This is a genomic window from Mucilaginibacter aquaedulcis, assembly GCF_030409325.1.
GTDB classification, from domain to species: Bacteria; Bacteroidota; Bacteroidia; order Sphingobacteriales; family Sphingobacteriaceae; genus Mucilaginibacter; species Mucilaginibacter aquaedulcis.
Genome location: NZ_JAUFPR010000002.1, coordinates 16,757 through 43,407 on the forward strand (window position 1 = coordinate 16,757; position 26,651 = coordinate 43,407).

Below are 26,651 nucleotides of genomic sequence, written 5' to 3' on the forward strand. Positions count from 1 at the left end.
CCGGAGTGTTTGCCCCGGCTTGTTAGTTTTAATTAGTTAAGAACAACTTTGATGATATTTTGAATATCAGGCAAGGTAGTAAATGCATTAGGGTTGGGAACTGCATTAATCGGCTTGCTTTCCTGCAAAGGTGTACCGGCCAAATTAAACTGAGTAATCCCAGCACCGGGGAACTGATCGAGGGCTGTGCCATCATCAAATAATTTAATACTGGTTGATATATCACCTTTCATGGTAGCATCAATACCATTATCGGCAGAAGCAAAAAACCAATCGTTTGAAAAACCATACATAGTAGCAATTGCCAGTCGATCACCTTTGGCTACGGTTATTTGTTGTGAAACTTTACCGCCAGCCTGGGCACCAATAACAGGAAGCAATACTCTTGTATTTGGCGCAGGAAGCACATAAACCGCTTTAATGCCCGGTTTTCCCTTCAAATAAGCAGCAAGGGTATCAGCATTACCTTGCTGGGCAATGTATTTAAGTCCCTTAGCCCGGTCATTTTCGCCGGTTTTATAAATGGGATTATCAATACCATTGTAAACCACAACTAAAATAGGTGATAGCGGAGTGAAAATTCCGGTAATACTTTTTATGTAAGTACTTAAAGCTGTGTTGTCACCTGCCTCAGCAATATTGGTAAGACCATTGGCGGTAGGTTGCCCGCTGGTAAATAAAGGCGCGGAGTTTTGTAAAGTTCCACCAACAATGTATGATACTGCCCATACGCCAGGGCTAAGCGGTGTTTCGTTTGCCGTACCTCCTGATGTGTTTTGCAGCGTGAGTGTAAATACAGAATTACCATTGTATTTTAAAGTAGCCTTAACCAATGAAGATGCTGGCAAATAAGTATTTCCTTGCGTATCAGTTCCTTTAACTTCCGAAATGCTTTTACTATCAGCTACTCCGGGATGGTTTACTGCGGCACCTGGTTTTTGATTAATGCGCGTTCCGTTATCCCATAATTTTACCTGCGATGAAACGTCGCCTTCAATGGGCTTTCCATCGGTATCATATACCAAAATACCCGGATTAGCCGGTGCAAAAAACAAATCGTTCGACCAGCCATACATGGATGCAAAAGTGATAGCCTCACCTTTAGCAGCAGAAAACTGAATAGAGACAGATTGCCCCGGCAATATCAAGGCAGGTGTACCCGTCCCTTGAAAAGTTCCAGATTCAACAAGAGGTTTAGAGTTCAGAACATTTTCAACGGTGATGGTAGATTGTTGGTTGCCCGAAGTTGGCGTGCTGTCATTATTCTTTTTACAAGCAGCAAGTGTTAGGGGGAAAAGCGCAATGGCTGCCCAATAATTCATTTTTTTAAGGTAGTTCATGTTTGTGTTTTTCCTTATTTGTCGAAGATGACAACCTTTCCTTACAAGTTTTTTTAATGGAAATAGTATGTTTTATATAAGTGGCTGGCTTATTGTGTGTTTTATTTAAATAGCGTAATAGATAAATTAAATGCTAAAAATATTAGTATTTAAAGGGATTTTTGTTAGATTTGTGAATGTGCTGATAATTAAAAAAGTGATTTTCGGAATAATATAAAATGCATGATGAAAGTTGAGGATGAAATTTACGGGCAATTTGAGGTAGCTCCAGTGCTGAAAGAACTTATTAATTCTGCACCCGTTCAGCGATTGAAAAACGTTCATCAGGGGGGTGCTATATTTCTGGTTAACCCTGCTATTAAGCATACACGTTATGAACATTCAATTGGCGTATTATTCCTGGTTAAATATTTTGGTGGTGGGATAGAGGAGCAGATAGCTGCTTTACTGCATGATGTTTCACATACCGCTTTCTCGCATGTGGCCGATTATGTGTTTGAGAATGGTAACGAGGATTATCATGAAACCATATTTAACGAGGTGATAAGTCGTTCAGAAATTCCGCTAATCCTAAACAAATATGGATTTGATATTGCTACGCTTACCTGTAATGATTATACGATTCTTGAACGTGAGCTACCTGATCTTTGTGCAGATCGCGTGGATTATACCCTGAGAGACCTGTATCATGCAAAACTGATTGACAAAGCTGATGTTCAAAAATTTTTAAAAGAATTATCAGTTCAGGGAGGCTATTTGGTGGTTAAATCTGAAAAAGCCGGAAACTGGATAAAAGAGCAATTTCAGCGCTTGAATGATGCTTATTTCAAAAAGCCTGAACATATTTATGCCAACCTGCAGCTGGCTCAACTGATCAAAGATGCTTTGGATAAAAAGCTGCTTCAGAAAAGCGATCTGCTGTGTAATGATTTTGAGGTTTTGCACAAATTAGAAGCCCATGATTTCGGCAGACAGAAACTAAATGAGATCAAGACCCTCACCAATTTTAAGCAGTTTTCTGCAAAGGGCGGAGCAGAACGATTTAAACAAAGAACCCTTCATCCATCTGTTATGATATGAAAAAGGCAATTCAACTACAATTAACCACGGCAGAAAAGCAATTGCTGAAGGAGCAGAAAATAAGCATCAAATCACTGATAAATCTGGCTCCTGATGAGATTGCATCCATCATAAAAGCCAACGCTAAAAGAACACGGGAAATTGGGGCCTTAATTGAGTTTCAAAGCATCCCATCTTTAGGTATTGGTTTTGCATTGGAATTGATAGAGCAGGGCTATTATTCGCTGACGCAATTAAAAGGCAAAACGGCTGTTGAGTTATTTGACGCTTATGAAAAACATGTAAATGCCTGGGCCGATCCCTGCGTTGAAGATTCGTACCGCTTGCTGGTACATTATATTGAACACAAAGATGAAAGTAAACGCTGGTGGGATTTTACCGCCGAGCGCAAGGCATACCGCAAACAATATGGTTTCCCGGCTGATAGACCGGTGAAACCATGGTACGAATTGAATAAATACGTGAAATCGTGATTAGTTGATCTTTCTCGGACGTTTTTTTCTGGGCTCTTCGGCAGATTGCTCTCTTTTAAAATATGATGGTCTTGGCCTTGGGCTAAAATTACCAGTTTTAGGTTTGGATATTACTGGTTGGTCCTCTCTTATTTTAACGCTTAACTGTCTGTCGCCAATAAAAGTATTATCAAGTGCAAGGACAGCGTTGTCTGCACTTTCCTGATTTTTCATTTCCAAAAAAGCATAGCCTTTGCAAATTTTGGTTTTCTTGTCCCTGACTATTTTAATGGTCACCACGTCGCCATGAAGGTTGAATAATTTCACCAGTTCAAGCTCCGTCATTTCCAAAGGAAAGCCGCCGACAAATAATTTGATCATAGAGTAGATGTTGTTAAACACAAATATAGCTATTAAAACATATTTAGATGTGTTTAAGCAAAGTTGATACTCTTTTTGTGTAAAATAAATGCCTTACAGTTAAAGGGCATCACAGGTTTTTATACAAAAAAGTATTTCAATTACCAATTCATGTAAATAAAAACGCCCCGATTATCAGGGCGTTTTTATTTACATGATTGAAACCTGGTATTACGGATGTTGACTTTGAATTGTAAAAAATATTAGCTTTTAATGGCTATCTGATACACCTGTTCAGCAATAGCCTCAAATGAAAGATTGGCCTTAAAATAAGCCATAGCCTTGTTTCGATGCTCGGTGATATTTATTTTTTGAGTTTGTTTAAGCGCATTTAATAAGGAGACTTGGTTGCCTGGTTGATATAAAATACCGCAATTGCCATTGTCAGTTATCATTCTGAAAGAAAATATATCTGTGACTACAGGAATGCATCCGCATGACATGGCTTCGCAAATGGCCGTGCCACTGCCCTCATAGTGGGAGCCTGAAACCACAAAATCAACGCTATTATACCAATACAATAAATCATCGTAAGGAACACGACCGACTAAAACAATGGTTTCTTTATATGCAGGATTTTGATTTAACAGTTCTGTTATCTCGGCCATCAACTCTTCTGTATGATATATCATGTACAAACGAGCTGCCGGGTATAATTCTGCAAATTCAAGGAAGGCCTTAATCACATTCAGCGGATCTTTATTTTCATTTAACCGGCCAACCCATAAAAAAGAAAGGGGGGAGGATACGCCGGTTTTGTTTTGCGCCAATGATCTTTCGACAGAGTAAAATAAAGAAGAAACCTCCATTACCTCATGTATTTTTTGGGGTGATGAAAGATTGCCCTTTTCAACCCATTCCATACCCATGTTCTTTGAAGCGAATAAATACGCATCAACATATCTGTCGGCAAATTTTTGCGCGTATTTTTTTAGGCCTGTGGCTGGTTTTTCTGCATGGTTCTGAGCAATGATCTTTGTTTTTTTATTGAGTATCATGCCCAGGTGTATAATCTGCAAAGGCTCATGTAAACCTTGTACAAAAACAATATCCGGATTTAAGTTCTTTACGTAATTATTTAATTCCCAATGAATATACTTTGGCCTTTTGTTAAACTTAACAAATTGATGTTCAACGTTGTTATGCTCATATACTCCTTCGTAATCTATTTGTTTTAAGCTGATCACTTTGTTTTTTTTACCAAGGCATTCCATCAAGCCATTATAGCTTTCTGTTCTTTTCAGCCATCGCTCTGGCGAGTTGAAGTTGGGCGAGTAATTATAGCTGACAAATACAAAAATCATAACACCACGAGCTTGCATATTTATGGGTTAAAATATGCCTTGATACGGTCAAAAATGCTTATTTTTTTCTATTTTTATACATAAATAATGAAAAACATGTCTTCAGAAATTATTGAAGAAAAATCAGGAACCATCAAAGAAAATATTACGTTTTACAACGAAATAGCAACTGATTATGATACCATTCTGGATAAAGAAAGCTCGAACGAAGAGGTAAGAAAAAGGGTTGAGGAAAAGTTTACAAATACTGTTAAAAGTGGATGGGTACTTGACTTTGGGGGCGGCACCGGACGTGACCTCGACTGGCTTGTGAAGAGCAATTATCAAGTTGTGTTTTGTGAGCCTTCTGAAGGCATGCGAAATAAGGCCGTTGAGAATCATAAAAATAACACAACCGGGCAGATCATATTCCTTAAAAATGATCAGATAGATTTTTCGCAGTGGCATATCAAAGAGCCATTTGATATTAAGGTAGACGCCATTCTTTCTGATTTTGCGGTTTTAAATTGCATAGGTGATCTTGAACTGTTATTTAAAAATTTAGCTCAACGTGTAAAACCAGGGGGACACTTTTTTGCGCTAATGCTGCAACACGGTTATAAAAAAAACTGGAGATGGAAACTTGCCGAGGGTTTACGAACATTGGTAGATTCAAAACCTTTACTTATTAATGTAACCTATAACAACCATTTGCAAACTGTATACGTGTATACTCAAGAACAGGTAAAAAACGCTTCTTCTTCTGACTGGGATATGCAGGAAAGTGAAAATCTGTATGAATTTACTTTATTTCATTTTAAACGAAAATGATGAGGGCGATAAACCGGTTGTTGTTTGGAGATACACAAATCCGCGAATACGCAACGGTAACTGTAAAAGAAACAATCAGAGAAAAGGTATATCTCAAGATCAACGAAACTGAGTATGAGGTGTCTCAAAATCAATGGCTGTTATGTTTAGATCCTTCTGTTTTTGGTGTTTGGCTGTCTAATCAAAACAATATCAAACATTTTCAGAATGCACAATACAGCATGTTTTTTACAATTTTAAGTAATACCGGAAAAGAGACAACTGTATCGGCCTTAAACCTTGATTTTTTTGATAGTATCGATGATGATACAGGTTTATTACTCTTACTTAATGTAAAAACAAGTCGCATTCATCACCTTAATTTAATTAGCGCCCGTTTACTTTTTAATAAGTATTATAAAAAACCGCAAACCTCATTTAACCAGCTTAAAGCCTTTGCATCTGCCTATAGTTACCCTCGGCGAGTGAGAATAATATCTTTCAGAGATGGCGATTATTATAATATTTTCCCGATGGACCTGTTGGGGGTGATAAAACCAGGCAACAAATATGTATTTGGACTAAGGCATACCAATACGGCCCTCGCCAGGATCATACAAACTGGTAAAATAGTAGTTTCCGAAGTTCCATTTGAATACAAAGATGTTATTTATAAACTGGGATCACACCATAGTGCAGGAGCTCCTTTGATTGAAAACCTTCCCTTCAAAGTAATCAATAGTGAACGTTTTGACTTTTATGTACCCGATTGGGCAAATAGTTACAAGGAGATCAGCATTACCAAAACCATCAATTTAGGCAGCCATATGCTGCTTTGGGGAGAGGTGCAAAATGAATGCGAACTTAAAAAGAGCACGGGGCATTTGTTTCATATCCACTACTTATTGTATTTGTACCAAAAAAGAAAGGGTATTTTATATCCTGCTGTATAAATTCAAATACGATCAAAAAACATCAATATCCGCAAACGTAAATTTGATATTTTCTAATGATACCCCGGAGCCAAGATCTTTGAAAATGATAGGGAAAGAAGTCACCGGCTGGTAATGCTCGGCAAATAAGGCATGCAAAGATGTATTCGGACTGGTATGAAACTGAATTTGCGATACTCCAAGCTTACGCGCAAGTTCAATAAGTTTACCCATAGTGGCGACGAAATCAATCTTATTTATTTCTGCATCGCCTATAGTCATGCCATTTTGAAATTTTATCCAAAACTTACTTTGATCTATCTGAATAACCCGGGTAGGTGAGTAAGTTTTATATTTTAAATAACTTTCACCACGAAGCACACCGTTGTAATGATCCACTGATATTGAACTACTGATGCCTCGTTGCTGAGCTAAAAATTTCTTTAAAATGAGGTTTTCATACAGGTTATACGCCGGTTTTAAAAACGAAAATTTATTGACAAGCCGTTCTAATGGCTGGCCACCTTTTACCGGGATCATGAAACAATCCATATATTCTGTTATTTGCCATTGCAATTTACCTATAAAACCGGGAAGGGAGTTTTGATTTGGGAATCCGAAAATCAACTTGATCTCTTCAGCAGTACACAGATCGAAAGTTTGCTTTGCCAATGTAGTGAACAAGCCTGCGTATCTGAATTTTGGATGGGTCATGGTATCAGCAGATTGTGCCGCGAGAATTATACCTCCGTCATAACTTATCAGCGTAGGGATAACACCATAATAAGCTATGGGCAGGTGGCTGGCATTATAAGCAATATAACCAATGTATGACGTACCTGTATAAGCTGTATCGTACTTTTTAGCGAAAAATTCTTTAGGTATTGCCCTATTATAAACGATGTTGTGCAGCGCGGCAACATCGTTTATATTGACGGAGTTTAATCGTTCAATGGTATATGCCGTTGTTTGCACAAGATCATTCATACCTTTTGTTTATAGTAGCATATTGCTGGTTAACAGTTGATATAAATGGATTTACGGTGAAACGTTCGCGCAAAATGGAATTAGAGTGATCCTCTTCAAAATGAAAATCCATAGCCAATAGTTGGTCGTAGCCGGCTTCTTTGGCTTTTTGAACCACTTCTCGGTTATAGCTGCCATAAGGAAAAGCAAAACTATTTACTTCTTTTTCGATAACGCGTTCCAGGTATTTTTTGGTTTGAACCATTTCAATGCAGGCATCATTAATGTTTATCTGCGAAAGGTCATTATGGTAATAACCATGAGCCCCGATGTTAGCATACGGCGAAGCAGAAAGCGCCCTGATCTGTTCGCTCGTCATCTGTACCCAGTAGTCGTCGTTACTCTTGTTATTTTTAAACGGCACTAATGGATATAATAGCTCCATCATTTCTGCCTTTTCTCTAAACCCGGCCGACCGAAGTTTTTCTACCAGGCTAATGCCGTTTTTAATGTGAATGTACTTGTCATAAAGTCCTTTTTTGTAAAGTTCATTTTTATAAAGTAATGTGTTAGGGCCGTATTTGCTTATAATACCTAAAAAGTCGTTCCACAAAATATCATATCCAGCCTCATTTATCGCAGTCACGAAAAAAGTAGCCGGAAGCTGATACTTTTCTAACAAGGGTAATACGTAATGATAGTTATTAGCAAAACCATCATCAAAAGTTATACATATGTTAAATTTATCATCGCTAAATCGTTGCTTATAAAAATCGGTCAGCGATACAACATTGAAGTGTTTTTTATAAAATTTAAGATGTGCCTCAAAGGTTTTTACTTTTAAAAATATGGGATTAAAGCGGGTATGGTTCTGCTTACATATGCCATGATAAATAAGTATGCGACTCCCTCTGGCCTTATCATAAAAGCTATTATTTAAACCCAGATGGTGGCGAGTATCCCTGTATAAATATTTAGCTTTTTGATACAGCTTTCTGCCCGTTTTTATGATCATGATTTATATATCCTGAAAGCACTTTCTACAACAAATACGTTGCGTTATTTGCTATGGTTGCTTCATTGCAAAATCACCAATCGTTTTGAGCAATTACTGGTCAATTTTATATGATATTAGTTATTCTGTAGACGATTGTGTAACAATATTGTTCGGTTGATTTATGGTTTAGGCTGTTAACAAAAATGTTACCTGGAATAATAAATGAATTTATCACCTTCGTTCATCCTGCTAAAACAACCGGTGTTTTTCAACTTTTTTTTGAAGCACTCCGGACTAATATTTCACTCATAAAACCTTATTAGTTTTTGAACTAATGGTCGTCCTTATTTGGAGGGCGCAGAATATATTTAGTATGGATACCAGACGCGTTTTTTTATTTATTTCTCTTTTGTTTTGTTCGCCTTTGATAACACAGGCTCAAAATAAAAAACCTGATCTACCACCCGTTACCCAGCCTGATACCGGGAAGAATAATCTCATCATTCCATTAAATCCTCATAATAATGGTAACGATACATCTTTAACATTGCAGCAGTGTATTGATTATGCTATGCTGCACCAGCCAGCTTTAAATAAAGCATTAATTAACGAATCAATAACCAAAGCTACCAATTCTATTAGTTTGGCAGGCTGGCTGCCCCAGGCAAGTGCTTCAGGTAACCTGATCCACTATATTCAGCAATCGAGTACCAGTTCAAATACCACATTGCCTGGTGGTTCGGTTACTCCCGGAGGTACAGGAGTTACGCAACGGGGTCAGTATTCCAATACGTTTATACCCGGCGTATCGGTATCGCAGGCTTTATTTAATCCCAGCCTTTTGTATGCTGCAAAAAGTGCCCCGCTTTATTTGAAACAAGCTCAGCAGGTTACAGATAGCTCTAAGATATTCCTGGTTTCTGCAGTAAGTAAATCATTCTACAATGTATTACTTACACTTGAGCAGATAAATGTATTAAAGGAAGATACCGCGCGTTTAGGTAAAAACCTGCGTGATGCCTATCACCAATATAAAGGTGGTATTGTTGATGAAACCGACTACGAACAAGCTGCCATCACTTTAAATAATTCAACCGCCCAGTTAAAGCAAGCCAATGAAAACGTGGTGCCACAATATGCTGCATTAAAACAGCTGATGGGTTTTCAGTCTGAAAAAGAGTTTAACGTAAGTTTTGATACCGTTCAAATGATCAAAGGTATCTACATAGATACAACCCAGCAGCTACAATATGAAAAGCGTATCGAGTTTCAACAGGTTAAAACCAATAAAGATCTGCAATCAAAACTGGTAGGTTATTACCGAACGTCGTACCTACCAACTTTATCAGCTTTTTACAACTATAACCTGGCATATGATAATAACAAGTTTTCAAATTTGTTCACTAACTCATATCCAAGCTCGTTAGTTGGGTTATCATTCAGCATACCAATTTTTACTGGTTTCTCACGAATACACAATCTGCAAAAAGCCAAGCTGCAGGAACAATTGATAGGCTGGGACGAAGCTGATCTTAAACTACAGATCAATAAAGAGTATACCACGGCCCTTGCTAATTATAAGGGTAACTTTTTTAACCTTCAGCTGCTTCAAAAAAATGTGGCCATGGCTAAGCGGGTTTATTTTGTGGTTAACCTTCAATACAAACAGGGCATTGTACCTTATTTAAATGTAATAACAGCCGAATCTAATTTAATCACTTCCGAAATAAGCTATTTGAACGCTTTGTTCCAGGTGCTTTCAAGCAAAGTTGACCTGCAAAAAGCTATGGGAAGCATCTCTTATTAATATTCTAAACATGTCTCTATGAACAGAGTGATCTTAAATACCATTTTAATAAGTTGCCTTGCAGTAACAGCCTGTAAAAAGAAGCAACCACCGGCAAATACTGAGGTGCCTGTTAATTTATTAAAACTAAAAACTCAAAACGTTTTATACTTTGATAAGTATCCGGCTACAACCGCGGCCCTAAGCCAGGTAAGCCTGCTGCCACAGATACAGGGAGCAATTACCGGCATATTTTTTAGCGAGGGTACCCACGTTAAAAAAGGCCAGAAGCTATATGAGATAGACGAGCGCATCTATCGTGATAACTATGACGCGGCCGTAGCTAATCAAAAAGTATCTGAAGGCAACCTGGTGCAGGCTCAGCAGGATGCAGATCGGTACGAGTATCTGAATAAATATAACGCAGTTGCCAAACAACAGTATGATCATGCCATCATTACCCTTCAAAATGCACAGAGTTCAGTTAAATCATCTCAACAGGCTGTTAAAGCAGCTAAAACCAATTTGCAATACGCTATTGTAACCGCTCCTTTTGACGGTACAATAGGCTTTAGCATGGTGAAGTTAGGCGATGTGGTTAATGTTGGCTCAACGGTTTTGAATACCATTTCAACAGATGGCCCTATAGCTGTAGATTTTATAGTTAATGAGAAGCAGTTGCCTCATTTTGAAAGACTTCAAAACAGCAAGCCAGTAACCGATTCATTATTTACCGTATTACTTCCAGATAATACACTTTATCCATACACCGGGAAGATCTCGGTAATTGACCGCGCGGTTGATTCGCAAACCGGGGCCATCAAAATAAGGCTTGTATTTCCAAATCCTAAAAATTTCATGAGGGTAGGTATGAGCTGTGTGGTAAGGGTTCATAATGAGGAAACCACACCGCAAATGGTGTTGCCTAATAAAGCCGTTATTGAGCAAATGGGTGAGTATTTTGTGTTTGTTGCTAAAGATACCGTGATCAATAATCCGCAGGCAAAAACAGATACCGGCAAGCATAAACGCGAACTGCTGGCCATGCAGAAAAAGGTGCAGGTAGGCCAAACTATCGGTGGTAATATTATTATAAAAACAGGAGTTAATCCGGGCGACCGAATTATAACTGATGGTGTGCAATTATTGCATGATGGCTCGCAGATTACAACAGCCAACAAAGTGGGCCCATCCGCGGGTGGTAAAGGCGGTCGCGGATAAATGATGCGTACAGCCGATATGTGCTGTGCTTAACGAAATGACTATTGTATGATTGCTAATACCTTCATTAAAAGACCTATAACGGCCATAGTTATATCTATTGTACTGGTTATTACCGGTACGGTATGTATACTGCTGTTACCTATAGACCAATACCCGGATATTACCCCGCCAATAGTGCAGGTAAACGGTCAGTTTACCGGTGCCGACGCGCAAACTGTTGAACAAACCGTGGCCACACCTATCGAGGAGCAGGTAAACGGCACACCAGGCATGGAATACATGCAAAGCAACAGCACCAATAACGGACTCATGCAAATGAACGTGACCTTTAAAATAGGTACCGATATTGATGTTGCGGCACTCGACGTGCAAAATCGGGTAAGTATTGCCACTCCATTGCTACCAGCTGTGGTAAGCCGTTTAGGTTTAACCGTTAGGGCAGTAAACCCCAGCATGTTAATGATGGTTGCCATTTACGCACCCAAAAACACGCATAACGTTACCTTTTTAGATAATTATACCAATATTTTTATTCAGGATGCTTTATCGCGGGTGCCAGGTGTGGGAACCATTAACAGATTTACGGATGATTTTAGTATGCGTATCTGGATGAATCCGGAGAAAATGGCATCGTATAGCTTAACGCCGTCTGATGTTATTGCCGCTCTAAATGCCCAAAACGTTCAGGTTGCTGCGGGAACCGCAGGTGTGCCCCCACAGTCATCAAGCCAAACGTATGAGTTAGGTATTTTGGTAAACGGAAGGCTGAGCAAAGTATCGGAGTTTGAAAATATTATTGTTAAAACTATTCCCGCAACGGGAGCTTTAGTTTACCTGAAAGATGTTGCACGGGTTGAGTTAGGTAAATTTACCTTCTCCAGTAATTCCTTTGTTGATGGGCATAGGGCATCATATCTGCAAATTTATCAGGCACCGGGCAGCAACGCGTTGGAAACTGCCAAAGGAATTTATGATGCACTGGCTAAGCTGAAACAAACCTTTCCTGCTGATGTGGAGTACAGCGTTCCTTTTGAATCGGTTACTGTGGTAAAAGTATCTATGCAGGATGTTGTTGGTACGTTGCTGAAAACGTTAGGTTTGGTGGCAGTAGTGGTATTCCTTTTTCTCCAAAACTGGCGGTCTACCTTAATACCCGTACTGGCTATTCCGGTATCTATTTTTGGTACGTTCTGCTTTTTTATCCCTTTAGGCTTTACTATTAACACCTTGACCATGTTTGGCTTTGTGCTGGCTATTGGTATTGTGGTGGATGATGCCATTATTGTGGTGGAGGCGGTGCAGCATTATATCGATCATGATAAAATGTCGCCTAAGGAAGCAACCTATCAGGCCATGAAAGATATATCGGCCCCGGTTGTAGCCATAGCGCTCATATTGGCGGCAGTGTTCGTTCCGGTAGGTTTTATTCCGGGAATTGTAGGGCGCTTATACCAACAGTTTGCTATAACAATAGCTATATCTGTAATGATATCAGCTTTTATAGCCTTGTCATTAACCCCGGCACTTTGTACACTGTTGTTAAAACCAACAGACCCAAGTAAACAAAATACAGGATTAAACAAATGGTTCAATAAATTCAATGCCTGGTTTGACAGGGTAACAGCCAAATATACCTTTGGTGTAAAAAAGAGCATTCAGGGTTCAAGATACATACTGATCCTGTTGTTGTGTGTTTGTATAGGGACTTACTTCATGTTTCAGGCCAAGCCATCGGGTTTTATCCCTTCTGAAGATGATGGAAATCTGTACGTGACCTTCCAGCTGCCGCCGGCTTCATCAACCGCGGCCTCGGTTGATGCTATGTCAAAACTGATGCATGTAATTGGTACAACGCCAGGCGTGGCGCATTATGCAGCACTATCCGGTTTAAACGTGGTTACCAATGCCAGTAATTCAAATAGCGGTACAATTTACTGTCAACTGGCTCCATGGGATGATCGTACCAAATCAAGCGAACAAGTTCCCAGAATTATAGGTGTGCTTAAAAAGCGCATTGCCGATGCCGGTATCAACAACGCCAATGTTCAGGTGGTGCAGCCATCTCCGCTGCCGGGTGTTGGTACAACGGTTGGTTTCAGCATGCAGATAGAGCAACGCAGCACTACAGATGATGTACACCAATTTGAAAAAGTTGTAAATGATTTTGTGACCGAAGCCAATAAAACGCCCGGTATATCCAAAGCATACAGCTATTTTACCGCTCATACGCCTAACGTCAATTTAACTGTCGACCGGGAAAAATGCGAGAAACTCGGTGTTAACATTGCAGATGTATTTACCACTATACAAGCTTATATGGGTAGCTTGTACATTAATGATTTCACTACCTATAACCGTACCTTCCACGTGGTGGTGCAGGCGGATACCGCGTTCCGTACCAATGTATCTGACATGGATAAATATTATGTCCGTAACCAGTTTGGTACAATGGTACCTCTCGGAACGCTCATCAGCAATAAACCAACCGAGGCCGCGCCGCTGATCTCGCACTTCAATATTTTCAGAACTGCCGAGATTGACGGTTCAAATGCCGAAGGTTACAGCAGTAGCCAGGCCTTAGCCGCACTGCAGGATCTGGCTGCAAAAAAACTACCTGAGGGTTACACCTATGAGTTTTCGGGTTTAAGTTATGAAGAGCAAAAAGCAGGTTCAACTACTATATACATCTTTATCTTCTCTATAACCTTCGTGTTCCTCTTCCTTGCAGCATTATACGAAAGCTGGTCGGTGCCATTTTCGGTATTGCTTGCAGTGCCAATCGGTGCTTTTGGGGCAATATTAGCTTTGCTGCTCGTACCTGATCTGACCAATAACGTTTACGCGCAGATAGGTTTGATCACTTTAATCGGGCTTGCGGCAAAAAACGCCATCCTGATCGTAGAATTTGCCAAGGTGCGGGTTGACAGGGGGGAGGATCTGCTGCAATCAACCTTAGATGCGGTTAGCCTCCGTCTACGACCTATCATCATGACATCGCTGGCATTCATTTTAGGAGTGTTACCGCTTGTACTGGCAACAGGAGCGGGAGCTGTATCGCGCAGAACAATTGGCTATACCGTTCTCGGAGGGATGTTCGCGGCATCAACCATTGCCATATTTGTGGTTCCGGTGCTGTATGTAGTAATTACGCGTTTGTCATACGGTAAGGCTAAGTTGCAGTACCTGAAAGATCATCATGAAGAGTTGATGGAGAAGGCTAAAAAAGTAGAGGCCCAGAACATCGATCCTGAATTAGAATACGAGATCGCGAAATCGCGTGAACTCAGTCAACCAGATCATATATGATTGCAAATACATTTATAAAAAGACCGGTAACTGCAATCGTTATATCCATAGTATTAATGATTGCAGGCACTATCTGTCTGTTTAATTTATCGGTAGATCAGTACCCCAATATTTCCCCGCCAAGTGTTTCGGTTAACGGGTCATATACCGGTGCTGATGCCGAAACTGTTGAGCAAACCGTAGCTATCCCCATTGAGGAACAGGTTAACGGAACTCCGGGTATGGAGTATATGCAGAGCACAAATACCAACAGCGGCGGCGTAGGTATGCGTATTACCTTCAATATAGGTACCAACGTACAGATAGCCGCTCTTAACGTGCAAAACCGGGTAGGTATAGCTAAACCTATATTGCCGGCAGTAGTTAGTAAATTAGGATTAACCGTGCGTGCAAGTAATCCTGATCAGCTGATGCTGATCGCTATTTATTCGCCTAAAAAAACGCACAATATCACCTTCCTTGATAACTACACATCTACGTTTATACAGGATGCCATATTACGTGTACCAGGAGTGGGAGATGTAAGTGCGCGTACCGATAATTTTAGTATGCGTATCTGGATGAATCCCGAAAAAATGGCTTCATACCATATAACGCCTGCCGATGTTCAGGCGGCTTTGGAGGCACAAAATGTTTATGTAGCCGCAGGTTCCGCAGGGGCTCCCCCTCAAAAATCCTCACAATCGCATGAGGTGGGTATACTTGTGAACGGCATGATCAACAAAGTGCCGGAGTATGAAAAGGTTATCGTTAAAACCATTCCATCAACCGGCGAGCTTGTGTATCTGAAAGATATTGCAAGAATAGAATTGGGGAAATTTACCTTCTCAAGTAATGCCTTTGCCGATGGCAACCGATGCTCAACCATACAGGTGTACCAATCACCGGGAAGTAATGCCCTGCAAACCGCCGAAAATGTATATGCCGAACTGGCTAAGCTAAAAAAAGCATTCCCGGCAGATGTTGATTATACCGTTCCTTATGAATCGGTAACCATCATTAAAGTTTCAATGGAAGAGGTGATCGGTACATTAATAAAAGCTTTGGCGCTGGTTGCTGTTGTAGTATTTTTGTTCCTGCAAAACTGGCGCTCATCGTTGATCCCGATTCTGGCTATCCCGGTTTCGCTATTATCTACCTTTTGCTTTTTTATCCCTTTAGGCTTTACCATTAATACATTGACCATGTTTGGCTTTGTACTGGCGATAGGTATTGTGGTGGATGATGCCATTATTGTGGTGGAAGCCGTGCAGCATTACATTGATGAAAAGGGCATGTCGCCCAAGGAGGCTACTTACCAGGCCATGAAAGAGATTTCGGCACCTGTTGTAGCCATCGCGCTTATCCTGGCTTCGGTGTTTGTGCCGGTTGGTTTCATTCCGGGCATTGTAGGGCGATTGTACCAGCAGTTTGCTATTACGATAGCTATATCGGTAATGATATCGGCATTTACAGCCTTATCATTAACACCGGCCTTATGTACGTTACTTTTAAGGCCAAGTCATGTTAATAAAAAATCATCAAACTGGCTTGATAAATTTTTCTACCATTTCAATACCTGGTTTGACAGGGTTACTTTCAAATATTCTAATGGGGTAAAAAAGAGTATAAAAAATGCACGGTACATAGTAATTATACTGGTATGTATTTGTGTGGGAACTATTTTACTCTTTAAATCTAAACCATCGGGTTTTGTTCCATCTGAAGATGGCGGGCGGCTTTTTGTAACCTACCAATTGCCTGAGGCCTCCTCTACAACACAATCTGTTAAAGTAATGGAAAAGTTGATGAAGATTGTGAGTTCCACCCCGGGAGTGCTTCATTATACAGCTATATCAGGATTTAATATTTTAAATGGAGGCGCAAATTCAAATAATGGTTCCATATTTTGTATGCTGAAGCCATGGGATGAGCGCACCACACCACAAACGCAGGTAGCAGGCATAACCATGGCTATCAAAAAACGAATTGCCAAAGCCGGAATTAAAAATGCTAACGTGGTGGTGATACAACCGCCACCAATCAGGGGTATAGGCCTGGCTGCCGGTTTCAGTATGCAGATAGAGGTAGGCAGCTCGACTGATGATGTGCATGCATTTGAAAAATCGGTTCAGAAGTTTGTGGCCGAAGCTAAAAAGATACCGGCTATATCTACATCATTTAGCTATTTTTCTGCCCATACACCAAGTTTTGAGCTTACGGTGGACAGGGAGAAATGCCAAAAACTGGGAGTTAATATCTCTGATGTGTTTTCAACCATGCAGGCGTACATGGGTAGCTTGTTTGTAAACAATTTTACCCTGTATAACCGTACCTACCACGTAGTTATTCAAGCTGATACTGCGTACAGGGCGCTTATTGGCAATATGAATAAATATTATGTGCGCAACCAGGTTGGGAATATGGTGCCATTAGGAAGTATCATCAAATATAAACCAACAGTAGCTGCACCGCTTATTTCGCATTTTAACCTGTTCCGTTCGGCAGAAGTAGATGGGGCTATACCGGAAGGGTATAGCAGCGGTCAGTCATTGGAGGCTTTAAAGACTTTGGCCGCAAAGGTATTGCCACGCGGGTATACCTACGAGTTTTCGGGCTTGAGTTACGAAGAAATAAAGGCGGGATCAATTACCATATACATATTCCTGTTTTGTATAGTATTCGTATTCCTTTTCCTGGCTGCATTGTACGAGAGCTGGTCGGTACCGTTCTCGGTAATGCTGGCTGTACCTATTAGTGCTTTTGGGGCTATTGTAGCACTTACAAGTATGCCTCAGCTTACCAATAACGTGTACGCCCAGATCGGCCTGATCACCCTGATCGGATTATCAGCCAAAAATGCCATCCTGATCGTAGAATTTGCCAAGATCAGGGTTGACAGGGGCGAAGAGCTCATTAAATCAACTCTTGAGGCGGTGAGGCTGCGTTTAAGACCAATTATCATGACTTCGCTGGCATTCATCCTCGGCGTTTTGCCCCTGGCATTGGCAACAGGTGCAGGCGCGGCTTCCAGAAACACCATAGGTGTAACCGTTTTAGGCGGAATGATAGCCTCGTCAACCATATCCATTTTTATAGTACCTGTTCTTTTTGTATTGTTTACCCGTGTTTCATACGGTAAAAAACAATTGGCCTGGCTGCAGGCCCATCATGAAGAGCTGATGGAAAAAGCTAAACGGGTAGAATCACAAAACATAGATCCTGAACTTGAATACGATATAGCACTTGCTCACGCCGAACACAAGGCCTCAAAAGAGCAGCACGAGAATAAAGAAGACAAAAACAAGCAGTAATATTAAAATTAAAGCTTATGAGCACAGTTCAGTTAATATCACAGAGTTTAAAAAAAATCAACTATTTGTACAGTAAATTGCTGTCAAAAGAATTATCGGCCTTCAAATTAGATCATCATTTTGAAGCATTGCTGGTATTGGCCACGCAGGAAAATCCGGTAACGCAAAATAAACTGGCGGAGCTGTTACAAATAGATAAATCACGTACAGCGGTGATCGTATTTGATCTCGAAAAAAGAGGATTGATACAGATCAAGGTAAACCCGAACGACAGGAGGCAGCACTACGTGTCGCTTTCCCCAACGGCTTCAACATCTATACCGCACATTGAGATAACAATTGAAAAAATAAACCAACTGGCAGAGGCTGGCATTGAGCAGCAAAAGCTGAGCACTTTTTATGAAGTATCTGAAATGATGCAGAAAAATTTGCTTGCAAAAGGCGCTTAGGAGTTTAGCGCATACATAATAATATTAACCCCGAACTTGGTATTATCTTCAGCCAGGAAACGTTTGTTCCTGAAATCATAATCCCACTCACAGCCATAATCTTTACTGCTGTATAGCACACCTATGCGGCCGTTTATTTCAATTGCCTTCAAATAGTCGTGTACCAGATCATCCCCCCACCCATTCAGCTCAAAGCTGGTAGTGGGTGGGCCTTTTTCAAATGAAAAAAAGGAGTGATACAGTTTATGGTTATTAGGTATCTTTTTCAATGCTGTTGGCCCGAACAACGCCGCCATTTGTGCCTCAAATGATTTGGCAAAAAGCCCGTCAATATCGTGGTTACAATCATCGGCAAACACAAAGCCTCCATTCTCAACGTATCTTTTAAAATTAACCCGTTCCGTAGCATCAAATTGAACCAGTTTGTGCCCGCTGATGTAGCAGAATGGCGCAGTAAAAATATCATCGCTACTTAACGGAATCACTTTTTCATGAGGATCAATGGGTATAGTTGTATATTCAACCAGTGAGTTAAGCAGGTTTGATGGCATACGCTGATCGGTATCCCAATCGCCGGAGTGGTAACTTAATCTCGTAAAGGTGAATTTCCCGCTAAAACCCATTCGTTTTTATTTTGAAGCCTAAATTAGTACAATATTTTATGTGGAAATGGCTTTTGTTTGCATCTCTTGTAAAGTTTTGGATACTTTATTGATTTTTTATCAAAAAAATAATAGGATTTGATTAAAAGCATGATATATTGGGAGTAGATAATGTGATAATATTTAACCTTAATTGCTGATACATTAATATTGGTGAATAAATACTCAAATAATTGGAACTTACCGAAGATAACGTAAAAACACTGCTCGCCAAATTGCCTCAATTAAAAGTTGAGATGCAAAAAGTAATTGTTGGCCAGGATGCGATACTTGACGAATTATTAGTTGCCTTTTTAGCCGGCGGCCATTGTTTGCTTGAGGGCGTACCCGGACTTGCAAAAACATTGATCGTTAAAACCATGTCGCAGGCATTGCATCTTTCATTCCGCCGGATACAATTTACTCCCGATCTGATGCCTACCGATATTATAGGTACAGAAATACTGGAAGAAGATCATGCAACAGGTAAACGTTTTTTTAAGTTTAATAAAGGACCGCTGTTTGCCAATATCATACTGGCCGATGAAATTAACCGTACACCACCAAAAACGCAATCGGCATTGCTGGAGGCCATGCAGGAATTTGAGGTAACTTACGGCGGCCAAACCTACCCGCTTGATAAGCCGTTTTTTATATTAGCCACGCAAAATCCAATTGAACAGGCGGGCACCTATCCACTGCCCGAGGCGCAGCTTGATCGTTTTTTATTACTCATTAAAATAGGCTACCCAACCGAACAGGAGGAATTTGAGGTATTGAACCGTACCACAGGATCAAAGAAAGCGGATGTAAAAGCCGTAATCAGCGCCGAAGATATACAGCAGGCCCAAACATTGGTGAGGCAGGTATCTATAAGTGATGACCTGGTAAGGTATGTAAGCCATATCATCCGGGCTACAAGGCCGGATAATACATCGGTAGATTACATTAAAGAATGGGTACGCTGGGGAGCGGGCCCAAGGGCGGGGCAGGCCCTGATATTAACGGCAAAAGCCCGGGCTTTACTAAAAGGAAGATATGCGGTTTTAACAGAAGATGTTCATGCCATGGCACCAGCGGTTTTACGACACCGCATACTAATGAATTTTAAAGCCGAGGCAGAAGGAATAACTTCAGACAAAGTAACTGCCGAACTAATAAAAACAATAGAAAGGCCAAAAACGATATAGCAAAACTGCATTGATGTTTTCATATCAATAAATCCGAAATCCAAACTCCCAAATCAAAGCATGCTTGATCCTAAAGTATTAATGACCATTAAAGATTTACCGCTGCTTGCCAGAACGGTAATTGATGGCTTTATGAATGGATTTAACAAAAGCAAGGTAAAGGGCCCGGGATTGGAATTTAGCCAATACCGCAGCTATCAGCCAGGCGATGATCTGCGCTGGCTGGATTGGCGAATGTTTGCCCGGTCAGACAGGTACTATATCCGCGAATCGGAAATTGAAACGAGTATTTCTATCCGCTTCCTGATTGATGCCAGTGCTTCCATGAATCACGATGATAGGGGTATCAGAAAAATAGATTATGCCAAATTTTTGGCTGCCTCACTCGCGTACCTTGCCAACTTGCAGGGAGATTCTGTGGGGCTTTATGTTTTTCAGGAGGGCGGTTTGTTTTCGCTGGCATCTAAACCTGATCCGCAGCATTTGCAGCGCCTGTTTTATCACCTGCAACAGGTAAACCCTACCGGAACATTTACTCAGCCAATACACTATAAAGAGTTGTTTGCCGGTACAGACCGTAAAGAATTGTTGGTTTTTATTACTGATATGTACCAGGCCGATGGCGAAATAACCAAACTGCTTGATTCTTTATCGGCCTTAAAACACGAAGTGATCGTGTTTCATTTAATGGGTAAAAACGAGATGGATTTTGATTTTGAAGGTTACTCAACATTGGAAGATCTCGAAACAGGTAAAACCATTGAAGTAAATACTCAGCAGGCTTCAATTTACCAGGAAAAACTGACGAGTCATTTAGAGGGTATCAGGCTGCAGTTATTAGGGAAACACGTTTTTTACCGGATGATACAAACGTCGCAGCCCTTAGATACCACGCTTCGCGACTTCCTGGTGCAAAGGAATAAAAGCAAATTTTAGTGATCGTATAAATATAAGCTGTTAATAATAAATGCTGTTTTTAAATTCCATTTGGTTGTTTGCTATTGCCGCCTTAAGTATACCGGTAGCTATACACCTGTGGAATATAAAACCCAGCAAAACTTTAAAAATAGGCAGCATCTCGCTTTTTGATAAGGCCGCGCAAAAAAGCAGCCGTAGTTTTAGGCTGAATGATATACCTCTTTTTTTACTGCGTTGCTTGTTATTATTATTGCTGGCTCTTATGTTAGCCGGCCCAATCTGGCAACGCTATAATACAGCAACAAAATCAAAAGGTTGGTTGCTTATCCCTAAAGAAAATTTAAAAGAAGGCTACGGCAAGTTTAAACCATTGGTTGATTCTTTGATTAAAATAGGCTATGAGTTCCATTTCTTTAACAAAGGTTTTGCCAAGGCAGACCTGAACAAAGTTATCGCTGATTCCATCCACCAAAAAAACAATGCTCAATCAAATCATATTAATTATTGGAATACGGTAGCTGCATTAAATCAGCAGCTTGAACCTGAAGTGCCGGTTTATATTATCACACCCAATGATACCAGATATTTTACAGGCGAAAAGCCAACTACAGGGTTGAATTTACAATGGAGAACATACACGCCCAAAGATTCTGTAAGTAAATGGATTGAGGATGCGTGGTTTACTCCTGACAATGATATTAAGGTAATTACAGGGATCAGCAAGCCATCTGCAACTAACTTTACCTATACTATTGTTAAAGCCGATGATAGAGGTAATTCTCCTTTTGAGATAAACACCCAAGATGGCAATGCGACAGTTAAACTTAATAACACCAGTCAGACTGCTGTTATTATTGATACTGCTACGCTGCAACTTACTATTTATGCTGATAAAAATACAGTTGATGCCAGGTATTTAACAGCCACTTTGCAGGCTATTGCTACTTTCAGGCAGCTTAGGATCAATATCAAAAACTATAATGATCCGGCGCTTATCCCGGCAGGGCAAAGCTGGATATTCTGGTTGTCTGATAAACCAATAGAGGCTTCAATTAGTAAAAAGACAAGTCATATTTTTAAATATGAAGCCGGAACAATTGATAACACCGTATCATGCATAAAAACGAATAGCCCATATGCGGTAGGCGAGCAGGGCAAACAAATAGCCTCATATAAACTGGTTAATGCCGGGCCTAAAGACGAAGCTTTAATATGGCATGATGGTTTTGGGAGGCCTATTTTAAGCCAAAACGAAACAGGTAAAACAGAAATTTTTCATTTTTATTCCCGCTTTAACCCAACCTGGAGTGATTTGGTTTGGAGTGAGGATTTTCCCAGGCTACTTTTTAAACTCATTATCGATAAAAAAGAAAACGAGCAAAGCAACCAATATGATCGGCGGATGCTGGATCAGGAACAATTGTTGCCATTTCATGAAGCTGCAGCGAATAATAACAAACCTACTGAGCAAATAAAGCAACAAACTGATCTGTCGCATTATTTATGGGGTGCTTTGATAGCTGTTTTTATGATGGAAAGATGGTGGTCTCAAAAAAATAAAGCTATACTGAAAAATGACTAAGCATAGTGGGGCATACAAAATAAGAAGCATACTTAGCTGGTATATCGGTTATCGGGTTGCAGCCGATGTGCTTTTTGCAGCTGCATTTGCTATTTTAATCGCATCTATATTTTCATTTTTTACAGTTTTTGGTTTGCTGATATTTTTAGTGGCGCTAACACTGCTGATGATATGGCACCGGGTCTGGCAGGTGTCAGAGCTTGCAATCTCAACTTATCTTAACCGGCATTATATTCAATTAGAAGAGAGCGGGCACTTGTTCATAAAACCCGAAGGTGAACTTAACTTTTTAGAGCATCTTCAGCTTTCAAAAATTGAACCCGAATTAAGTTTGATCCCTGTGCAGCAAAAGCAGTTCATGAAACCATTTTTTTGGGGAGTGGCAGCTTTATTATTAGCTGTTTTTTTGAGTGGGCATTTAATGGGTATTGGCAGTAATGGTATCTTAACTCATTATAAAACCAATTTCACCAAAGCAAATACTAAACCAGGGGTAGTTGAAAAAGTGTTACCCCAAATATCAGCAGTAGGGGTAACCATTACTCCCCCTTCATACACTGGCAAAGCTGCTCATCAACAGGATAAATTTTCCATATTGATTGAAGAAGGTGGAATGATCGCCTGGAAAATCACCACTAACATTGCTGTAAAACAGGTGTCTATACTATTCAATGATAAGGAAACCATCGCTTTAAAAAGCCTAAACAATGAACAAACATCGTGGAAGGCTCAAAAACAAATTACCCGGCCCGGCTTTTACCAGGTAAGTATTGATGGTAAACTTTCAGATCTATATCAGGTGCAGATCATTAAAGATTTGCCTCCGGTTATTCGCATTAAAACACCAAAGCAGTATACTTATATAGATGCGGGCGAGGCTCCTAAGGTAAATATTGAGGCCGCTGTTAATGATGACTACGGTGTTAGTAAAGCTCAACTCATTGCTACTGTAGCCAAAGGCAGCGGAGAGGCGGTTAAGTTCAAAGAATATAAGCTTGATTTCGCCGCATCTTTTAACAGGCATCAGGCACAATATAATTTACAAAAACTGATCAAACTGTCAGCGCTGAATATGGAACCTGGTGACGAGCTTTATTTTTATATACAGGCAATTGATACTCACCAGCAGCAAAGCAGAACAGATGTATATACAGTTTCCATTCAGGACACGGCTCAGCTGTTAAGTATGGATGGCGTGCTGAGTGGTGTAAATCAAAAGCCTGAGTTTTTCAGGAGCGAACGCCAGATCATCCTTGATTCTGAAAAATTGCTTAAAGAAAAAGACAGCATCAGCGTGGAGCAATTTAAAAGCAGAAGCAACGACCTCGGTACCGATCAAAAACTATTACGCCTGCGTTATGGGAAATTTCTGGGAGAAGAATCAGAATCAGACATTGGCGGCGACGAAAATGATGCGGTATCAGATGTTAAAAATTATGGCAATGCTGCCGTGATCCTGGATAAATATACCGACAAACATGATAATGCGGAGGATGCCGGTTTCTTTGACCCGGAACTCAAAGCGCAGCTAAAAGCTACACTTACCGAAATGTGGAGGGCTGAGCTTCAGTTACGGTTATACAAACCGCAGGATGCCTTACCGTTTGAATATAAGGCGCTTCGATTATTAAAAGATCTGCAGCAAAAATCAAGGATATACGTTGCCAAAACATCTTACAACGCACCTCCGCTGAAATTAGATAAACGCTTAAGCGGTGATCTTTCTAAAATAAATCAACAGGTTAATCAACAGGATATTAAACCTGCTAAAGATGGACAGGCTGATCTTAAAAAAGCTGTTATTATATTACAACACCTAAAATTAAGCGCCGACTTAAATGATCAGGACAGGTATACACTAACCTCGGCCAATCAGCAATTGAGCGTAAAAGCATCAGCCGAGCCAGGTGTTTATTTAACTGCCTTAAGTGCTATGCGTAGGATTATGTCGGCTAAGAACAAAGTGCAAGCTCAAGACATCAGCGTGGTTGAAAAGGCGATTCAAAAAACATTGGTGTCAGCTAAGAAGACACCATTTGCAACGCAAAACCCTGCAGATATGGGGCTATCGCAGGAGTATTTTAAAAACCTTAACCATTTAAACAGATGATCGCGCATGAACTGGAATAGCCTTGTAGTGATTGTTTGTGTTATGGTTGCAGCGCTTGCTGTTTGGAAGGAGTATGTCCGGCCTGACAAAGCGAATTTTATATTACGTATTTCGGCCGTATTATTAGCCGTAATTGCATTGGCGTGTATAGCCATTCCGTTAACCTACAATGCCGATGTACTCCAATCAGGTAAACAGGAAGCTATATTACTTACTCCTGGTTTTAACGCTGATAGTTTAAATAAATATAACAACAGCAGGTTGTTTACTATAGATAATACAATAAAAAGTGATAAGGTAAAATGGCTAAGCAGCGTTAATGAATTGACATCCGACTCAACAATTACATCGTTACGGATATTAGGTGATGGCTTAAATGAAGATCAATTGCAGCAGTTAAATCACCTCCCCGTTGTTTTTAAACCGGAGGAATTAAAACAAGGTATTACGGCAATAAGTTGGAATGAAAAATTAAAAGCAGGTGATGAATTAATTGTTCAGGGTAGTTTTAAAAATTCATCAACAAAAAAGGTGAAGCTATTGCTCAGGGGCTTAAGTACATCTTTAGATTCTGTTATTGTTGAGCCAAATAGTTCCGCAGACATTCATCTTAAAAATGCACCCAAAATTTCGGGCAGAGCCGTGTTTGATTTATTAACTATAGCGGGTAACGATACTCTTGAAAAAGAGGATATACCTATCCAAATAGAGCCTTCAAAACCACTAAATGTATTGCTGCTTACATCGTCACCCGATTTTGAAAGCAGGTTCTTGAAAAACTGGCTCTCTGAAAGTGGCTTTGGTGTAGCGGTTAGGTCCGCCATTAGTAAAGGCAAAATTAGTACGGAGTTCATTAACCAACCCAAAGTTTCTTTAGATCATCTCTCTGCCCAAGTGCTTAGCAAGTTTGATGTGCTGATAAGTGATCTGGCTGTTTTAAAGTCATTAAAAGGACAGGAGGCAGCGGCTTTAAAATCAGAGGTTACACAAAATGGCTTAGGTATCATTACTAAACCTGATAGTACGCTGAGATCAGATTCATGGCTGCAAAGCAGTTTCGCAACCGGACGTTTACAGGGTAGGGATACAATACCTTCATTCATATTGGTTACCGGAAACGATCAAAAATTAGGAAAACTAAGTAACAGTTTGGTTGATGTAAAATTTCAAACCGGTTCTCAGCCATTAATACATGATGAGCATAATCACATTTTGGCCAGCAGTATTTTATCCGGAAGCGGGAAGGTAATATTCATGACTTTAAATAGCACCTTTAATTGGGTACTGAGCGGCAATAAGAATAACTATACGGCGCTTTGGTCGCTCCTGATCAATAAGACTGCGCGCAAGGTTCCTGGTACCGAAAGGTGGAATGTGTCTACGGCCATCCCGACCGTATCAAGTCCGGTTAGTTTGCAAGCGCAGGGTACGGTGTCAAAGGTGCAGTTAGTTGGTAAGGTTACCCTTTCGCCACAGCAAAATCCTCTTTTACCATTTGAGAATAAATATACCTATTGGCCGCAAAATGCAGGCTGGCATTCCATAAAAATGAATAATGGAAGCCTGAATTGGTGGTATGTATACCATCAGCAAGATTGGAAAAGTCTGCGAATACTCAAAAAACAGACCGATACCAAAAGCTACATTGCGAAAAATGCAATAATGAATAATGTAACAAAACAGATACAGAAAAAAGCGAGAAATACTGTGCCTAAAATATATTTTTATGTTTTACTGCTAATTACAAGTACGTTTTTGTGGGCCGAGGCTAAATTATCACAGGCCGTATCATCCTCCATAAAACAGGAGGTTAAAAATAATCTGAAAATTTAAAAACAAGTTCATAGGGTACCCATGGTGGGATACCTGAAG

General features: G+C 40.2%; 20 protein-coding genes. 14 read left to right on the forward strand and 6 right to left on the reverse strand.

The window, feature by feature from the left end; all coding sequences use genetic code 11:
* Positions 1-32: 32 nt before the first annotated feature.
* The gene (locus tag QWZ01_RS04720; protein ID WP_290322097.1) at positions 33-1,340 is read right to left on the reverse strand and encodes a spondin domain-containing protein; all 1,308 of its coding nucleotides are present in this window, start codon (positions 1,338-1,340) and stop codon (positions 33-35) included.
* Between the two features lie 222 nt (positions 1,341-1,562).
* Between QWZ01_RS04720 and QWZ01_RS04725 the strand changes: the two genes are divergently transcribed.
* Both QWZ01_RS04725 and QWZ01_RS04730 read left to right on the forward strand, forming a co-directional pair.
* Positions 1,563-2,420, forward strand: a complete 858-nt coding sequence (locus QWZ01_RS04725; RefSeq protein ID WP_290322098.1) for an HD domain-containing protein — start codon at positions 1,563-1,565, stop codon at positions 2,418-2,420.
* Positions 2,417-2,893: a helix-hairpin-helix domain-containing protein gene (locus QWZ01_RS04730; protein ID WP_290322099.1), complete on the forward strand. Its 477-nt coding sequence runs from the start codon at positions 2,417-2,419 to the stop codon at positions 2,891-2,893. Before QWZ01_RS04725 ends, QWZ01_RS04730 begins: the two co-directional genes overlap by 4 nt.
* On the opposite strand, the gene QWZ01_RS04735 is transcribed toward QWZ01_RS04730, so the two are convergent.
* Both QWZ01_RS04735 and QWZ01_RS04740 read right to left on the reverse strand, forming a co-directional pair.
* Complete coding sequence (locus QWZ01_RS04735; RefSeq protein ID WP_290322100.1) at positions 2,894-3,253, reverse strand: RNA recognition motif domain-containing protein; 360 nt, start codon at positions 3,251-3,253, stop codon at positions 2,894-2,896.
* Between the two features lie 242 nt (positions 3,254-3,495).
* A complete protein-coding gene (locus tag QWZ01_RS04740; RefSeq protein ID WP_290322102.1) occupies positions 3,496-4,614 on the reverse strand; it encodes a glycosyltransferase family 4 protein in 1,119 nt (372 codons plus the stop codon).
* Positions 4,615-4,692: 78 nt separating this feature from the next.
* On the opposite strand from QWZ01_RS04740, the gene QWZ01_RS04745 reads away from it, so the two are divergent.
* Positions 4,693-5,406 (forward strand): class I SAM-dependent methyltransferase, encoded by a 714-nt coding sequence (locus QWZ01_RS04745; RefSeq protein ID WP_290322103.1) that lies wholly within the window; start codon positions 4,693-4,695, stop codon positions 5,404-5,406.
* Positions 5,403-6,338 carry a hypothetical protein gene (locus QWZ01_RS04750; RefSeq protein WP_290322104.1) on the forward strand — a complete coding sequence of 312 codons (936 nt, stop codon included), beginning with the start codon at positions 5,403-5,405 and terminating at the stop codon, positions 6,336-6,338. The genes QWZ01_RS04745 and QWZ01_RS04750 overlap by 4 nt, the downstream gene beginning before the upstream one ends.
* 12 nt (positions 6,339-6,350) lie before the next feature.
* On the opposite strand, the gene QWZ01_RS04755 is transcribed toward QWZ01_RS04750, so the two are convergent.
* Positions 6,351-7,304, reverse strand: a complete 954-nt coding sequence (locus tag QWZ01_RS04755; protein WP_290322105.1) for a GNAT family N-acetyltransferase — start codon at positions 7,302-7,304, stop codon at positions 6,351-6,353.
* A complete protein-coding gene (locus tag QWZ01_RS04760; protein WP_290322106.1) occupies positions 7,297-8,298 on the reverse strand; it encodes a polysaccharide deacetylase family protein in 1,002 nt (333 codons plus the stop codon). The genes QWZ01_RS04755 and QWZ01_RS04760 overlap by 8 nt, the downstream gene beginning before the upstream one ends.
* Positions 8,299-8,653: 355 nt before the next feature.
* Between QWZ01_RS04760 and QWZ01_RS04765 the strand changes: the two genes are divergently transcribed.
* From QWZ01_RS04765 to QWZ01_RS04785, 5 genes are read left to right on the forward strand one after another with little or no spacing between them, the layout of a single operon-like run.
* Positions 8,654-10,087: a TolC family protein gene (locus QWZ01_RS04765; protein ID WP_290322107.1), complete on the forward strand. Its 1,434-nt coding sequence runs from the start codon at positions 8,654-8,656 to the stop codon at positions 10,085-10,087.
* A gap of 18 nt (positions 10,088-10,105) precedes the next feature.
* On the forward strand, positions 10,106-11,287 hold the full coding sequence (locus QWZ01_RS04770; RefSeq protein ID WP_290322108.1) for an efflux RND transporter periplasmic adaptor subunit: 1,182 nt from the start codon (positions 10,106-10,108) through the stop codon (positions 11,285-11,287).
* A gap of 48 nt (positions 11,288-11,335) precedes the next feature.
* Positions 11,336-14,596, forward strand: coding sequence for an efflux RND transporter permease subunit (locus tag QWZ01_RS04775; RefSeq protein ID WP_290322109.1), 3,261 nt, complete (start codon positions 11,336-11,338; stop codon positions 14,594-14,596).
* Positions 14,593-17,889 (forward strand): efflux RND transporter permease subunit, encoded by a 3,297-nt coding sequence (locus tag QWZ01_RS04780; RefSeq protein WP_290322110.1) that lies wholly within the window; start codon positions 14,593-14,595, stop codon positions 17,887-17,889. Before QWZ01_RS04775 ends, QWZ01_RS04780 begins: the two co-directional genes overlap by 4 nt.
* A gap of 17 nt (positions 17,890-17,906) precedes the next feature.
* Positions 17,907-18,338 carry a MarR family winged helix-turn-helix transcriptional regulator gene (locus QWZ01_RS04785; RefSeq protein ID WP_290322111.1) on the forward strand — a complete coding sequence of 144 codons (432 nt, stop codon included), beginning with the start codon at positions 17,907-17,909 and terminating at the stop codon, positions 18,336-18,338.
* Here the strand turns inward: QWZ01_RS04785 and QWZ01_RS04790 are convergent.
* Positions 18,335-18,961, reverse strand: a complete 627-nt coding sequence (locus QWZ01_RS04790; RefSeq protein ID WP_290322112.1) for a DUF4159 domain-containing protein — start codon at positions 18,959-18,961, stop codon at positions 18,335-18,337. The genes QWZ01_RS04785 and QWZ01_RS04790 overlap by 4 nt on opposite strands.
* 212 nt (positions 18,962-19,173) lie before the next feature.
* Between QWZ01_RS04790 and QWZ01_RS04795 the strand changes: the two genes are divergently transcribed.
* Genes QWZ01_RS04795 through QWZ01_RS04815 form a run of 5 tightly spaced genes read left to right on the forward strand, consistent with a single transcriptional unit; the run spans position 19,174 to position 26,612 of the window.
* Positions 19,174-20,169 (forward strand): AAA family ATPase, encoded by a 996-nt coding sequence (locus QWZ01_RS04795; RefSeq protein WP_290322113.1) that lies wholly within the window; start codon positions 19,174-19,176, stop codon positions 20,167-20,169.
* Between the two features lie 60 nt (positions 20,170-20,229).
* Positions 20,230-21,105 (forward strand): DUF58 domain-containing protein, encoded by an 876-nt coding sequence (locus QWZ01_RS04800; protein WP_290322114.1) that lies wholly within the window; start codon positions 20,230-20,232, stop codon positions 21,103-21,105.
* A gap of 31 nt (positions 21,106-21,136) precedes the next feature.
* Positions 21,137-22,669, forward strand: a complete 1,533-nt coding sequence (locus QWZ01_RS04805; protein ID WP_290322115.1) for a BatA domain-containing protein — start codon at positions 21,137-21,139, stop codon at positions 22,667-22,669.
* Complete coding sequence (locus QWZ01_RS04810; protein WP_290322116.1) at positions 22,662-24,779, forward strand: DUF4175 family protein; 2,118 nt, start codon at positions 22,662-22,664, stop codon at positions 24,777-24,779. Before QWZ01_RS04805 ends, QWZ01_RS04810 begins: the two co-directional genes overlap by 8 nt.
* 6 nt (positions 24,780-24,785) lie before the next feature.
* Positions 24,786-26,612, forward strand: coding sequence for a hypothetical protein (locus QWZ01_RS04815; RefSeq protein ID WP_290322117.1), 1,827 nt, complete (start codon positions 24,786-24,788; stop codon positions 26,610-26,612).
* Positions 26,613-26,651: the final 39 nt, after the last annotated feature.

Coding starts and splice junctions, on each gene's coding strand:
- QWZ01_RS04815 (WP_290322117.1), top strand. CDS start 24,786: ATGAACTGGAATAGCCTTGTAGTGATTGTTTGTGTTATGGTTGCAGCG.
- QWZ01_RS04790 (WP_290322112.1), bottom strand. CDS start 18,961: ATGGGTTTTAGCGGGAAATTCACCTTTACGAGATTAAGTTACCACTCC.
- QWZ01_RS04720 (WP_290322097.1), bottom strand. CDS start 1,340: ATGAACTACCTTAAAAAAATGAATTATTGGGCAGCCATTGCGCTTTTC.
- QWZ01_RS04780 (WP_290322110.1), top strand. CDS start 14,593: ATGATTGCAAATACATTTATAAAAAGACCGGTAACTGCAATCGTTATA.
- QWZ01_RS04740 (WP_290322102.1), bottom strand. CDS start 4,614: ATGCAAGCTCGTGGTGTTATGATTTTTGTATTTGTCAGCTATAATTAC.
- QWZ01_RS04785 (WP_290322111.1), top strand. CDS start 17,907: ATGAGCACAGTTCAGTTAATATCACAGAGTTTAAAAAAAATCAACTAT.
- QWZ01_RS04750 (WP_290322104.1), top strand. CDS start 5,403: ATGATGAGGGCGATAAACCGGTTGTTGTTTGGAGATACACAAATCCGC.
- QWZ01_RS04765 (WP_290322107.1), top strand. CDS start 8,654: ATGGATACCAGACGCGTTTTTTTATTTATTTCTCTTTTGTTTTGTTCG.
- QWZ01_RS04725 (WP_290322098.1), top strand. CDS start 1,563: ATGATGAAAGTTGAGGATGAAATTTACGGGCAATTTGAGGTAGCTCCA.
- QWZ01_RS04755 (WP_290322105.1), bottom strand. CDS start 7,304: ATGAATGATCTTGTGCAAACAACGGCATATACCATTGAACGATTAAAC.
- QWZ01_RS04800 (WP_290322114.1), top strand. CDS start 20,230: ATGCTTGATCCTAAAGTATTAATGACCATTAAAGATTTACCGCTGCTT.
- QWZ01_RS04805 (WP_290322115.1), top strand. CDS start 21,137: ATGCTGTTTTTAAATTCCATTTGGTTGTTTGCTATTGCCGCCTTAAGT.
- QWZ01_RS04745 (WP_290322103.1), top strand. CDS start 4,693: ATGTCTTCAGAAATTATTGAAGAAAAATCAGGAACCATCAAAGAAAAT.
- QWZ01_RS04760 (WP_290322106.1), bottom strand. CDS start 8,298: ATGATCATAAAAACGGGCAGAAAGCTGTATCAAAAAGCTAAATATTTA.
- QWZ01_RS04735 (WP_290322100.1), bottom strand. CDS start 3,253: ATGATCAAATTATTTGTCGGCGGCTTTCCTTTGGAAATGACGGAGCTT.
- QWZ01_RS04775 (WP_290322109.1), top strand. CDS start 11,336: ATGATTGCTAATACCTTCATTAAAAGACCTATAACGGCCATAGTTATA.
- QWZ01_RS04730 (WP_290322099.1), top strand. CDS start 2,417: ATGAAAAAGGCAATTCAACTACAATTAACCACGGCAGAAAAGCAATTG.
- QWZ01_RS04770 (WP_290322108.1), top strand. CDS start 10,106: ATGAACAGAGTGATCTTAAATACCATTTTAATAAGTTGCCTTGCAGTA.
- QWZ01_RS04810 (WP_290322116.1), top strand. CDS start 22,662: ATGACTAAGCATAGTGGGGCATACAAAATAAGAAGCATACTTAGCTGG.